The 11,779-nt window shown below is 64.2% G+C and carries 11 protein-coding genes; 6 read left to right on the top strand and 5 right to left on the bottom strand.

Annotated features, from left to right (window positions below; genetic code table 11):
* Nucleotides 1-5: 5 nt before the first annotated feature.
* The 3 genes from ACV095_RS09040 to ACV095_RS09030 all read right to left on the bottom strand — a co-directional run bounded on the left by ACV095_RS09040 (nucleotide 6) and on the right by ACV095_RS09030 (nucleotide 2,687).
* Nucleotides 6-938, bottom strand: coding sequence for an ABC transporter ATP-binding protein (locus ACV095_RS09040; RefSeq protein WP_026265790.1), 933 nt, complete (start codon nucleotides 936-938; stop codon nucleotides 6-8).
* Nucleotides 939-1,006: 68 nt separating this feature from the next.
* Nucleotides 1,007-1,816, bottom strand: coding sequence for an IclR family transcriptional regulator (locus ACV095_RS09035; RefSeq protein WP_478223304.1), 810 nt, complete (start codon nucleotides 1,814-1,816; stop codon nucleotides 1,007-1,009).
* A gap of 37 nt (nucleotides 1,817-1,853) precedes the next feature.
* Nucleotides 1,854-2,687 (bottom strand): NAD-dependent epimerase/dehydratase family protein, encoded by an 834-nt coding sequence (locus ACV095_RS09030; protein ID WP_082581728.1) that lies wholly within the window; start codon nucleotides 2,685-2,687, stop codon nucleotides 1,854-1,856.
* A 99-nt stretch (nucleotides 2,688-2,786) separates the two neighbouring features.
* Here ACV095_RS09030 and ACV095_RS09025 point away from each other — a divergent pair, with 99 nt between their 5' ends.
* The 5 genes from ACV095_RS09025 to ACV095_RS09005 are packed head-to-tail and all read left to right on the top strand — an operon-like array spanning nucleotide 2,787 to nucleotide 8,481.
* The gene (locus ACV095_RS09025; protein WP_478223303.1) at nucleotides 2,787-4,118 is read left to right on the top strand and encodes an ABC transporter substrate-binding protein; all 1,332 of its coding nucleotides are present in this window, start codon (nucleotides 2,787-2,789) and stop codon (nucleotides 4,116-4,118) included.
* Complete coding sequence (locus tag ACV095_RS09020) at nucleotides 4,115-5,065, top strand: carbohydrate ABC transporter permease (RefSeq protein ID WP_056390598.1); 951 nt, start codon at nucleotides 4,115-4,117, stop codon at nucleotides 5,063-5,065. The genes ACV095_RS09025 and ACV095_RS09020 overlap by 4 nt, the downstream gene beginning before the upstream one ends.
* Nucleotides 5,062-5,973, top strand: a complete 912-nt coding sequence (locus ACV095_RS09015; protein ID WP_018769423.1) for a carbohydrate ABC transporter permease — start codon at nucleotides 5,062-5,064, stop codon at nucleotides 5,971-5,973. The genes ACV095_RS09020 and ACV095_RS09015 overlap by 4 nt, the downstream gene beginning before the upstream one ends.
* 40 nt (nucleotides 5,974-6,013) lie before the next feature.
* On the top strand, nucleotides 6,014-7,303 hold the full coding sequence (locus ACV095_RS09010; protein WP_478223302.1) for a glucarate dehydratase family protein: 1,290 nt from the start codon (nucleotides 6,014-6,016) through the stop codon (nucleotides 7,301-7,303).
* Between the two features lie 11 nt (nucleotides 7,304-7,314).
* Nucleotides 7,315-8,481, top strand: coding sequence for a hypothetical protein (locus tag ACV095_RS09005; protein WP_018769425.1), 1,167 nt, complete (start codon nucleotides 7,315-7,317; stop codon nucleotides 8,479-8,481).
* Nucleotides 8,482-8,504: 23 nt separating this feature from the next.
* On the opposite strand, the gene ACV095_RS09000 is transcribed toward ACV095_RS09005, so the two are convergent.
* Complete coding sequence (locus tag ACV095_RS09000; protein WP_134164673.1) at nucleotides 8,505-9,380, bottom strand: hypothetical protein; 876 nt, start codon at nucleotides 9,378-9,380, stop codon at nucleotides 8,505-8,507.
* Entirely contained in the window at nucleotides 9,364-11,118 is a 1,755-nt protein-coding gene (locus ACV095_RS08995; protein ID WP_478223301.1) for an NAD(P)/FAD-dependent oxidoreductase, read from the bottom strand. Before ACV095_RS08995 ends, ACV095_RS09000 begins: the two co-directional genes overlap by 17 nt.
* Nucleotides 11,119-11,294: 176 nt before the next feature.
* Here ACV095_RS08995 and ACV095_RS08990 point away from each other — a divergent pair, with 176 nt between their 5' ends.
* Nucleotides 11,295-11,726 (top strand): UBP-type zinc finger domain-containing protein, encoded by a 432-nt coding sequence (locus tag ACV095_RS08990; protein ID WP_478223300.1) that lies wholly within the window; start codon nucleotides 11,295-11,297, stop codon nucleotides 11,724-11,726.
* Nucleotides 11,727-11,779 lie beyond the last annotated feature (53 nt).

Genomic DNA, 11,779 nt, shown 5'->3' with positions numbered 1-11,779 from the left:
CATGTTCAGCCTTCCGCCAGTTCGTGCTGTTCGCCGTACACCTTGATGAAGATCTCATCCAGGGAGATCCGGGCCGGCGTGAATGACCGGACCACGGCCCCGGCTTCGACCAGCTCGCGCAGCACCGCGGCCTCACTGGACCCGGGGCGCGGCGCCAGTTCGGCGACCCCGTCCACGTCGTCGACGACGTCGAACAGTGCCGATGCGGGCAACGGTCCGTCGTGGGTGACCCGGTAGACGGTGCCGCCGAACTCTTCCTGGACCTCTTCCACCGTCCCGTAGGCGTGGGAGACTCCGTCCTTAAGCAGGATTACCCGGTCACACAGCCGCTCGACTTCTTCCATCTGGTGGGTGACCATGATGACGGTGGCGCCGGCCCGCTTGTGCTCTTCGATAATGTCCATCAGCAGCCGCCGGTTCACGGGGTCAAAGCCCTTGGTCGGCTCGTCCAAAATAAGCAGTTCGGGATCGTTCATGATCGTCACGCCCAACTGGACCTTTTGCTGTTGGCCGCTGGAGAGCTTGTCCAACCGGGACTTTGCCTTGTCGGCCAGACCCACCCGCTCCAAATAGTGTCCGGACCAGGACCGGGCCGCGGCCTTGGACAGGCCCTTGAGCCGGCCGAAGTAGACCATGACATCCAGGACGTGTTCCTTTTTGTACAGGCCGCGCTCTTCCGGCAGGTATCCGAGACGGGCCCCGTCGCGGGGCTCAAAGGCTTTGCCCCCTATGTGCAGGATCCCCGCGGTGGGCTGGTAGATGCCCAGCAGCGCCCGCAAAGTGGTGGTCTTCCCGGATCCATTGGACCCCAGGAAACCGAACGTCTCCCCCGCGTGCACGTCGAAGGACAGATCCCGGATGACCGTGGTGTCCCCGAAGTCCATCCGGAAGTCCTGAATGTGCACCAGCGGCTCCTGCGCCGTGTCCCCCATCGTCATGGTTTCAGACTAGCGGTTACCGATCTGCTCGTGTCGCGCAAGTGCCCGGTTGGGCTCAGACTCCGGACCTACCGGATCCCCGCGGCACGAAGGGTCCGGGCCAGTTCACCTGCGGCTGAGTCGAGCGTCTCCACGGTTTTCGAGATGACGTCGTCTGTGGCAAGTTCCACCGGCATGGAGCAGCTCATGGCGTCCGTCCCGGGGATGCGGTACGGAACCACCACGCTAACGCAGCAAAGCCCCACCGTGTTTTGCTCCCACTCAATGGCATGGCCCGTCTTCCGGAACTCAGTCAGCTCGGCCTGAAGCGCCTCGAAATCAGGGACGCTGTTCGGGGTCAGCTGGGGATAGGGCCCGCCGCCAAGCCGCTGCCGGACCTCCGTATCCGTGTACTCGGAGAGGATGGCTTTGCCCAGGGCCGTCACTTGGGCCGGAAGCTTGCGCCCTACCCTTGAGGACAGCCGGCGCCGGTCTACAGCCTGCCGGGTTGCAAGATAGATGACGTCGGACCGGTCGATGCGGGCGTAGTGGGTAGTGAAGGTCGTGGCATTGCGGACCTTTTCCAGAATGGCCGAAACGTGTTCCATCACCGGATCCCTGTCCAGGTACGCCGTACCGCACAGCAGGGCATGCGTGCCGATCCTATAGGCGCCCTCCGGTGTTTGCTCGATCCAGTTGAGCTCCAGGAGCGTCAACAGCAGCCAGTGCAGGCTGGAACGGGGATACCCGGTCTGCTTGAAGATCTCGGCGGTGGTGAGCGGCTGCGGAGCGGACGCCAGGAGCTCAAGGATGGCGATGGTCCGCTCTGCGGACTTGACCAGTTTGACGTCGCCGGGCGCGTCCCCCCGCGTGCCGGCCTGTACATCCAGCGGTGCCATTACCGCTCCCCCTTTCGCCGCACCGGACTGCGGCAGCTCATTTCGCGGCCAGGTGCGGGTAGTTGTCCATACCTACCCTATGACCATCGCTGGCCCAAAACCCGCCAAGGAGTCCCGTTTCAGCGTTCCCCCCGGAAGTATCGACCTCATTGGCATAGAGCTCCGCGTCGTCCTGCGGGTCGTAGCCGATGCGCCGTCCTGCCTGGAGGTTCGCCCAGCCGCGGGTGTTGGCCGAGACAGCCCACACCACGTGATGGCCCGGGGCACCGAGGTCGTTCAGCGCCGCCTCCACGAGCCTGAACGAATCCGCCGGGGAAAGCCACGAACCAAGGGTCCTGGCGTTGCCCGGGCGCTGGCCGCCGGTACCTATCCGGGCACTGACCACTTTCATTCCGTACTTGTCCGCATACAGGCTGCCGAGCGCTTCCGCGGCCACTTTGCTGACCCCGTAGTACGTATCGGGCCGCGGCGGAAGTACAGCATCCGCCGCGGCATCAGCAAGGTCGTGGAAGCCCACGGCGTGCGTGGAACTGGCCAGCAATACGCGTTCGACGCCGTTGCGGCGGGCTGCTTCCAGCGTCACCTGGGTGCCGGTGATGTTGGTGGCAACGATTTCCTGCCAGGTCATTTCCCGGTGGAGTCCGCCCAGGTGGACAACCCCGGATGTGGCCCTGAGGGACGTGTTCATGAAATCTGGATCAGTTACGGATCCCACCAGGGCAACCTCGTTGGGACGCAAATTCCGGGCTTCCACCAGGTCCAGCAGCCGGACTTCATATCCGGCATCAGCAAGGTAGGGACGCAGCAACGTGGCCATCATGCCGGCACCACCCGTCATGGCGATCGCCTGTGCTTTCTGTGCTGCCGGCAAGTTTCCTCCAATGGTTGACAGCCTGTGATGCTAATCATACTCTCATGAAGTATGTTTCAGATGATAGCAGATGTTTATATATGTAAAAGGAGAATCAGAGTGGATTCGAAGCTCAAGGCACGCTCCCGTGCGGCTCTGGCATTGGCGGTGACCTCAGCCACCCTGCTAACGGGCTGTGGCAGCGGGTCGTCCGCCCCTGCGGCCAAGGATGACGGCCAGCCCATCGAGGTCTGGGCGCGCGCCGGCACCGACGCCTCCACGACCTACGCGGCGCTGTTCAAGGGATTCACGGCAAAGACCGGTATCCCGGTCAACTTCCAGGGGGTGCCGGACCTGGACCAGCAACTACAGACCAGGGCGGCCTCCAAGAAGCTTCCGGATATCGTCATCAACGACTCCGCGGCTCTTGGCAACTACACTTCCCAGGGCTACCTGCAGAAACTGGACAAGTCAGCGGTGGACGGAGGCGACAAGATCTCCGACTCCCTGTGGAATGAGGCAGTGGGCCAGGACGGGGCTACTTACGGGGTCCCGTTCTCTCGCCAGACGATGGTGACCATGATCAGGAAGGACTGGCGCGAGAAGCTGGGTCTCCCCGTTCCCAAGACGCAGGAAGACCTCGCGGCGCTGGCCACCGCATTCGCTACACAGGACCCGGACGGAAATGGCCAGGCAGACACTTTCGGGATGACCGTTCCGGGATCCACCGAACGTGGATACCTGGGTTGGTGGGCCTCATCGTACCTTTGGCAGGACGGCGGCGCCTACCTGAAGGACAACGGCAACGGAAAGTACACCGCTTCCGCCGCAAGCAGTGAAAGCCAGAAAGGCGTCACCTGGATCAAGCAACAGTTCTGCACGCCCGGCAACACGCAGCCGGGCGCACTGACGGCGGCCACCAGCGCTGCGTCACCCTTTTTCCAGACCGGAAAGACCGGGATCATTCTCACCGGCCCCTACAACTTCTCCTCGTTTGATACGGCGCTGGGCAAGGACCGGTACGAAGTCATCGAAACTCCCAAGGGTTCGGTGGACAACACAGTCCTGGCCGAAGGCGAGAACATCTATGTCACTGCCACCAACGGCAAAAAGGACCAGACAAAGCAGGTTATCGACTACCTCGTGTCCGCCGACGGGCAAAAGGCGGGCATGACCGCCGGCAAGCAGCCGATTGTCCGCGTACCCGTCAATTCCGACGTCGATGCTGCCGCCGTCTACAACGATCCCCGGTGGACCGTCGTCCAGGACGCGCTGAAGAACTCGTCAAAGTCCTTCCCCTCGGCCATCAACTTCGTGCCGATCAAGCAGGCAGCCGCCGAATCCCTGAACAAGATCTTCTCGGACTGCGCGGCGGATAACGTGGCGTCCGGCCTTAAGGATCTCGACTCGGCCATCACCAACGAACTGACAAGCCAGAACGCCAAGTCATGACCGCAACACCAACGAAACCGGCAGGTGCCTTGACGGCGGAGCCGGAGTCAGCGCCACCGGCCCCCCGCAGCAAACGCCGCAACGGCAGACAGACCATGGCCATCTGGTTGTTCCTGGTGCCGGCCGCCGTCCTGGGCCTCTACTTCAAATTCATCCCCATGGCCGAAGGCATTCGGCTGAGCTTTTTCAAAGTGCAGCCGTTCCTGGGTGACGTTTTCGTCGGCTTCGACAACTATGTTGGCGTGCTGACGGATGCACGCTTCTTGGAGGCCCTCGGACACACTGTGGTCCTGGGCGTCACCCAGACCCTCGGCGCACTGGTGGTGGGCTTTCTTCTGGCCCTGCTCCTGGAAGGGCAGGCACGGTCACTGTGGATCCTCCGCACCACCATTTTCCTCCCTGTCGTCACGGCGCTGGCTGTGGTGGGCGAAATCTGGCGCCTGTTGTACTTCCCCACACCGGACGGACCCCTCAACAGCATCCTGGGCTGGCTAGGACTCGGCCCGCTGCAGTTCCTCAACGGTACGGACACGGCACTGTGGTCCATCGCCGTCGTCGGCATCTGGAGCGGCGCGCCCTACAACATGGTGATCATCCTCGCCGGGCTCACCGGGGTGGACCGCTCCCTATATGAGTCTGCGGGCGTGGACGGAGCCACGGTCTGGCAGCGACTGCGGTACATCACGCTGCCGGCCCTTCGTCCTTCACTGGTGATCGTCCTGACGTTGGCAGCCATCCGCAGCCTGCGCAGCTTCACGGAAGTGTACGTACTTACCGGAGGCGGCCCGGCCGGCTCAACAGAGGTGTGGATGACCCGCATGTATTCCCTGGGATTCCAGCGGAACGATATTGGCGTGGCCTCTGCCGCGGCAGTCCTGCTCCTGGTGGCCACCCTGCTCCTGACCGTTGGAACCCAGCTCCTGGCCAAAAGGAAGGCAGCACGATGAGCCAGACACTGACCCGAAAGAACTCCCGCACGGCCAGGCCGTCGTCCTCCGCCAGGTTCGACACGGCCCTGGGATGGTCGCCCCGTTTTGGACCCAACATGGTCCTGCGGATGCTGCTCTGCGCACTGGTGTTCTGCATTTTCGCCCTGCCGTTCCTGGCCATCATCTCCGGCGCTTTTGACCGGAACTCCAGCCCGACCGAGATTTCGCTGCTGCCCAAGACATTCACGCTCCAGAACTTCCAGGCAGCACAGCAGCAGGGTCTGTGGGGTTACCTGCTGAACTCCCTGGTGGTGGCCGGCGGAGGGCTCCTGCTCCAAATGACCGTTTCCGTGTTCGCCGCCTACAGCCTCAGCCGCAGGAAATTCCGGGGACAGGCCCTGGTCCTCCTGCTGGTCCTGATGACCATGATGCTCCCCGAGGAGATCATCGGCATCCCCCTGTCCCTGGTGTTGGGTGACCTCCCGCTGCTGGGCATCAGTTTGCGGGGAACCGTCCTTGCCGTCATCCTGCCGGTGGGCATCTGGGGCTTCTCCATCTTCATCATGAGCGAATTCATGAAGGAGATTCCCGCGGAAATCGAGGAGGCTGCCCGGCTTGACGGGGTGGGTGAGTTCCGCATGCTCTTCACCATCATCCTGCCTCTGTGCAAGCCGGCGCTGGGCGTCATCGGGATTTTCGGCTTCATGATGGTCTGGGACCAGTACCTCCTCCCCCTCATCGCGGCCAATGACCCCGGAGACTACACCCTGACCGTGGCACTGGCGGTACTTCGCAACGACACCACAGTCGGACCCGGCGTGCTGCTGGCGGGTGCCCTGATGGCCATGATTCCCAGCCTCCTGGTGTACCTCTTCCTGCAAAGCTCCATGATCCGCGGCATCACCTCGGGCGCAACCAAGGGCTAGGGAAGGCCCGGCCTCCCCAACCCTCCACGAAAGAATTTCCATGAATATCAGCTCAATTGTTCCTGCCACCGCGGCACCCACCGCGGCAGACCTGACGATCACCGACATCACCATCACACCGATCGCCTTTTCCGATCCGCCGCTCCTGAACGCCATCGGCGTCCACGAGCCCCTGGTCCATAGGGTGGTCATTGAAGTCCGCACCGCCAACGGGCTCCTGGGCCTGGGCGAATGTGCCGGCGGCCAGAGCCGCCTGGACAACCTCGCCGCCGGCGCCAATGCCATCAAGGGCGTCAGTATCTTTGAAACCTCCACAATGGAGCGGCTCATCAACCAGGCGCTGGACCCAAATCTCTCTGCCTTTGAACGGGCTGCCGTCTTCTCCGCCTTCGAAGTCGCTGCCCTGGATATCCAGGGGCATGCAACGGGCAGGACCGTGAGCGAACTGCTCGGCGGCACTGTGCGGGACGAGGTCCCCTTCAGCGCCTACCTCTTCTACAAGTGGGCTGAACACCCTGCTCACGATGGACGCCCGGCCATTTCCGACGGCTGGGGCGAGGCGCTGGATCCGGAGGGCATCGTCCGGCAGGCTCGCCGGATGATCACCGAGTACGGATTCAAATCCATCAAACTCAAGGGCGGCGTCTTTCCACCCGCCCGTGAAATTGAAGCTATCCGGGCTTTGCGTGAAGCGTTCCCGGACCTTCCGCTCCGGCTGGACCCCAACACTGCCTGGACGGTGGAGACCTCGAAATGGGTGGCGGCCGAAACGAGCGGGCTGCTTGAGTACCTGGAAGATCCGACGCCGGGCCTGGAGGGAATGGGCCAGGTCGCGGCTGCTGCCCCCATGCCGCTTGCCACCAATATGTGCGTCGTGGCCTTCGACCACATCAAAAGGAGTGTGGAACTCGATTCCGTCCAGGTAATCCTCGGTGACCATCACTACTGGGGCGGCCTCCGCCACACCCGGGAACTGGGCACCATCTGCGAAACCTTCGGAATAGGATTGTCCATGCATTCCAATTCCCACCTTGGCATCAGCCTTGCTGCCATGGTCCACGTCGCCGCCGCGACGCCTGCCCTGACGTACGCCTGTGATACCCACTATCCCTGGAACGGGCACAACGACGTGGTCAAGCCCGGAGCCCTGAAGTTTGTGGACGGCAGCGTGCCGGTTCCCACCGGCACCGGCCTTGGCGTGGAGCTGAACCGGGAGAAACTGGCTGAACTCCACCAGCAGTACCTGGACGCCCGCATGACGGCGCGGGATGACACGGGCTACATGCAGCGTTTTGTCCCCGACTTCACGGCTGCCCTCCCCCGGTGGTAGGTCCGCAGGTGATGCAGGTTACCGGCTATCTCTATCCGTGGGATGTACTGGGCGACCCGAAGGCGGTGTCATGGGTCAGGGACACCGGCGTTGACCGCGTGGCGCTTGCGGCCGCATACCACTCGGTGCGGGCCGGCACCCCACGGCATCCCACCCGGCGCGTCGTGGACGCCCGGTCCGCAGCCCTCTACGTTCCGGAAGGCGGTGCTTTCGCAGGCCGGCAGCTGATACCCGGCAACGCGAGGGAATGGACCGGGACGGAGAACGGATTCGGCGAGGCCGCAGCGGCATTTCAGGCGGAGGGCCTTCCCGTGGACGCGTGGACGGTGCTGACCCACTCCAGCGCAGTGGGCGGAAACAGCCCCGGCCTCTGCGTACAAAATGCCTTCGACGAGGTCTACAGGTACGCGCTGTGCCCGTCGCAGCCTCAGGTCCGCTCCTACGCTGCGTCCCTGGTGCGCCAAGTCCTGGAGATGGGACAGCCGGATGGGTTAATCCTCGAAGCGGCGGGTCCGCTGGGTTTCAGCCACCAGAACCGGCATGAGAAGACCGAGGGAGCCGAGTACTCAACCTGGGTGCAGGCGCTGTTGTCGCTGTGCTTCTGCGATGCATGCGCCACCGGGTACGAGGCCCGCGGGTTGCCTGCCGCCGGGTATCAAAGCCGGGTCCGCTCTGCCGTCGCGCAGGCCGATGATGCCCGAATGACAGCTGCATTTGCGTCCGGGGCAGCGGCGTTCCTTCCCCTCCTGGAGGTCCGGTGGGATGCCACGGCGATGCTGCTGGATGAGTGCTTGGCAGCGATCGAAGCCACCGGCTCCCGCCCCCGGCTGTCGCTGCACGCCACGCCGGACCCCTGGGCCACGGGGCCCTTCGTTCCGGTGGAGGCGCTCCGCAGGAGCAGGCTCTGGGGGCACCGGGGTGACCTCACCGCCGTCGTACCTTGCTGGGGCGAGCCCAGCGAAGGCGCCGTGACGGTCGAAGCCATGTTGGCCGCCGGTTTGCGGGTGGGTGCGTATGTCCTGGCGCTGCCGCCGAAGACGGCCGACGGCGGCAGGCTGGCAAGCGAGTGGCAGGTGCTTTGTGCGGCGGGAGCCAGGGAACTGCACGTGTATCACCTCGGGCTTGCCTCCTCCCGGCGCCTCTCCGCTGTTGCGGGAGGACTGATGAGTCTGCGCTGAGGTTTCAGCGCTGCCGATCAGGCTCACGCCGATGGAACGGGACCCCGGGAAGAAGTCGCCGAACGGGAAAGTCCGAGTGCCCATCCGCCGGCAACTCCAATGGCAAGAAGCATGGTGACGAAGCCGATTGCGGGGGCGCTCTGCCATGCCAGGGCACCGCCGTACCGCAGCAAGGCAAGCGCCTGCAGAATGACGAAGACAACGGAGGTCAGGGCCACGGGCCGGACGGTATGGAGGTAGCGGCTCGACTGGCCCTGCGCGGCAGACCACCCAAGACCGATCAGCCACGCCCCGATCGCCCTCGCAGTGAGTTCGGACAGTGGCCACGGCCACCACTTCGCGGCAGGAATGGGTGCCGCCAGGAGTGCCAGGCCGTAAATGAGCAGCACCCCGGCAATACCCACCATGAGCATTCGGAGCGCAGGCGGCAGTACTGGCAGTCCCGCCGTTACGGATTTGGGGGCAGGACGCCGGGACCGGATCTGTATCCAGCTGGTGACGGCCATTGCCACGGGCACGATGGCGTAGATTGCCAGCCACGCCCAGGTGGCTATTTGGGCGGTGGGGGCCGTGTCCGGTGACAGGTGGAAGCGGTTGAGATGCAGCAGGGTGACTCCCAAGGTCAGTGTCGTGAAGACGAACACGGGCCATACTGCCAGCCTCGCCGACTCCCAACCTGCCGAACGGGCGCCCGCCACCTCCAAGCCGGCGCTCGACCAGTATGCCGCCCCGAGGAAGACCGCCGTCATGGGCGGGTTGACCGTCCATGCAAAGAATTCATCGGTCCGGAGCGGAAACACGAACAGCACGAGCCCGGCAAGAAACACCAGGAATGCAGCGACGTAGAGCAGCCACCGCATCGGTGCAATCAGTGGAATGGCCTCAGTTGAAGCGGACATCACCGGGCTGCTCCTCGGGTGCGGCTGGCCCGCCAGGGGCAGGGGGCGAGGCCGGGAGGGGGTTTTCGGCCAGGTAGGCGTGAAGCATTGAGACCACGGTGGCACCGTCCCCGACTGCGGTGGCCACTCTTTTGATGGAACCGGCCCGCACGTCACCGATCGCGAAGATGCCGGGCATGCTGGTTTCCAGCGCCAGCGGAGCCCTGTCCATCCCGGCGTCACTGACATCCCTGGCACCTGTAAGGAGAAAACCGGCCGGATCACGCTCTACGGTGTCGGGCAGCCAGGAGGTCCGCGGCACTGAACCGATCAGCACGAACAAGCCGCCCGCTTCGATCTCCTCGCCCGCGATTGCTTCGGCTGCTCCGGATGCGGCGACCCTGACGGCGGCAAGGAATCCGTCCTGGTCCCGGGCCCCCACGATTGCGGTGCCAAAGCGGATCGCGACGTTCCGGGTGGCTTCAAGTTGGGAAATGAGGTATTCCGACATGCTGGCGGACAGGGTGGGTGCACGCACCAGCAGCGTCACCTTTTTCGCATACCTCGCAAGGTGCAGAACCGCCTGTCCGGCCGAGTTGCCGCCCCCCACGACACAGACATGCTTTCCGGCCATCGACGGCGCTTCGGAGACTGTAGCCCCGTAGAAGACGCCTCTGCCCACCAGATCCTCCAGTTGGGGTATGCCGAGGCGGCGGTAGTCCACACCGGTGGCCACCACTACTGCGCGGCACCGCACCGCACTCCCATCGGAAATCGACACAGTGTACAGCGGGCCGTCCGCGCTGAGCCCCGCCACCTTCCGCAGGAACAGGAAGTCAGCGCCCAAAGTCCAGGCCTGGTGAAATGAACGGTAGGCCAGGTGGGCGCCGCTCACACCGCGTGAAAAGCCAGGGTAGTTGCGGATCAACGAGCTGGTGCCGGCCTGGCCTCCCACAGCCTCCCCCTCCACCACCATGGTCGAAAGGCCCTCGGAGGAGGCATACACGGCGGCCGCGAGACCGGAGGGGCCTGCTCCCACAACCACCACATCGAAGATCTTGTCCGCCGGAGGAGGCCGCGTCACCCCCATCGCTTCGGCGATCTCCAGGTCACTGGGGTTCTCAAGGACAACTGGTGAAGCAGTGAACTCCAGCACCAGGACCGGCAACGCGGGATGGCGCAGGCCCAGGCTCTTCAGCGTCCGTTCCGCCGTCTCGGACCCAACTGGGTGGAAGCCCACCGGGATGTGGTTCCGGCTCAGGGAGTCGCGCAGCGTATGCGTCCTTTCGTCGCCTATGTCCCCGATCAGCCGGACCGCCTCAAACCCCACCCCTTGGGCCAACTGCCAGTCATCAAGGGCGTCGGTTATCGCCCCATGGAATTCTTCGTCGCGTGAACGTTCCGGACGTATGATCACCAGCTCGGCGTACCCCTGCCCTACCGCCCGGAACACAGTCGGGGCGCTTTCGAAGTCACCCCATGTCACCACAACACCGCGTTTGGCGGCCGGGTGGAAGCCGTAGGCACGCCGCAAGAAATCAAGTCCCCCGCGGTCAGCCGGACCGTAGCACCCGAGAATGAGGGCGACCTGGCGGTTCCAGCGACGGAGCCCCTCCAGCACCGCCCGTCCGTGGGCGTGGCCGTCGCAGGCCACCACCTCGTAATCGGCACCGTACCGTCGGCGCAACTCATCTCCGAGCATGCGCCGGGAGGTCGCGTCGGTGGTGGCAATCAGCATGATCGGAACCGGGTCATCCATGGCCGCCGTCTTTCCGGTTCTATGGTTCGGTGGCGCTCACGATACTCGCGCAAGGACATTGGGGACAAGGGTTCTCCCTTGCCTCCCGGACGTTCCTTCGCCACCGGGGACGGAGTTGTCTGGGACCCCGTTCTACCTCGATTCTGTCATTCCGGGGGCGCCCGAATTCTGCCAGAATGGCTCCGACGGCAGGCAAGCAGGGACCCGAACTTGAGCAGGACCGGAGGGATGAAATGGAAGACCCCGAGGAAAACCGCCCTCCTCCTGGAATCAGCCTCGCCGCCAAGCCCAGCGGATCAGGGTGCCTGGACTGCCTCAACGGTGACGGCCAAGGCTGGTGGCTGCATCTTCGCCGCTGCGCCCAGTGCGGCCACATTGGATGCTGCGATTCATCTCCCTCGCAGCATGCCAGTGCCCACGCGCGCGCCACCGGCCACACTGTCGTACGGTCTTTCGAACCCGGGGAGGAATGGTTCTACGATCACACCACGAAGAAGTTCTTCCGTGGTCCAAGGCTTCCGGATCCCCAGTCCAGGCCACCTGAGCAGCCAGCACCTGCACCGCCAGACAAGGTACCCGCAGACTGGCGTGAGCGCCTGCACCGGTAACCACGGACCGGGTATCACCCCTGCTGTCACCGGGGCCGGCGAGAATTCCGTTG

The organism is Arthrobacter sp. JDC6, assembly GCF_056484025.1.
The sequence above is the reverse complement of the archived record's forward strand: the minus strand, read 5'-3'. Positions and strand labels throughout refer to the sequence as shown.

Bases quoted from the DNA above. Each gene is read 5' to 3' on its own strand.
- ACV095_RS09040 (WP_026265790.1), bottom strand. From the start codon at position 938: ATGACGATGGGGGACACGGCGCAGGAGCCGCTGGTGCACATTCAGGAC.
- ACV095_RS09035 (WP_478223304.1), bottom strand. From the start codon at position 1,816: ATGGCACCGCTGGATGTACAGGCCGGCACGCGGGGGGACGCGCCCGGC.
- ACV095_RS09020 (WP_056390598.1), top strand. From the start codon at position 4,115: ATGACCGCAACACCAACGAAACCGGCAGGTGCCTTGACGGCGGAGCCG.
- ACV095_RS09015 (WP_018769423.1), top strand. From the start codon at position 5,062: ATGAGCCAGACACTGACCCGAAAGAACTCCCGCACGGCCAGGCCGTCG.
- ACV095_RS09010 (WP_478223302.1), top strand. From the start codon at position 6,014: ATGAATATCAGCTCAATTGTTCCTGCCACCGCGGCACCCACCGCGGCA.
- ACV095_RS09005 (WP_018769425.1), top strand. From the start codon at position 7,315: ATGCAGGTTACCGGCTATCTCTATCCGTGGGATGTACTGGGCGACCCG.
- ACV095_RS09000 (WP_134164673.1), bottom strand. From the start codon at position 9,380: ATGTCCGCTTCAACTGAGGCCATTCCACTGATTGCACCGATGCGGTGG.
- ACV095_RS08995 (WP_478223301.1), bottom strand. From the start codon at position 11,118: ATGGATGACCCGGTTCCGATCATGCTGATTGCCACCACCGACGCGACC.
- ACV095_RS08990 (WP_478223300.1), top strand. From the start codon at position 11,295: ATGGCTCCGACGGCAGGCAAGCAGGGACCCGAACTTGAGCAGGACCGG.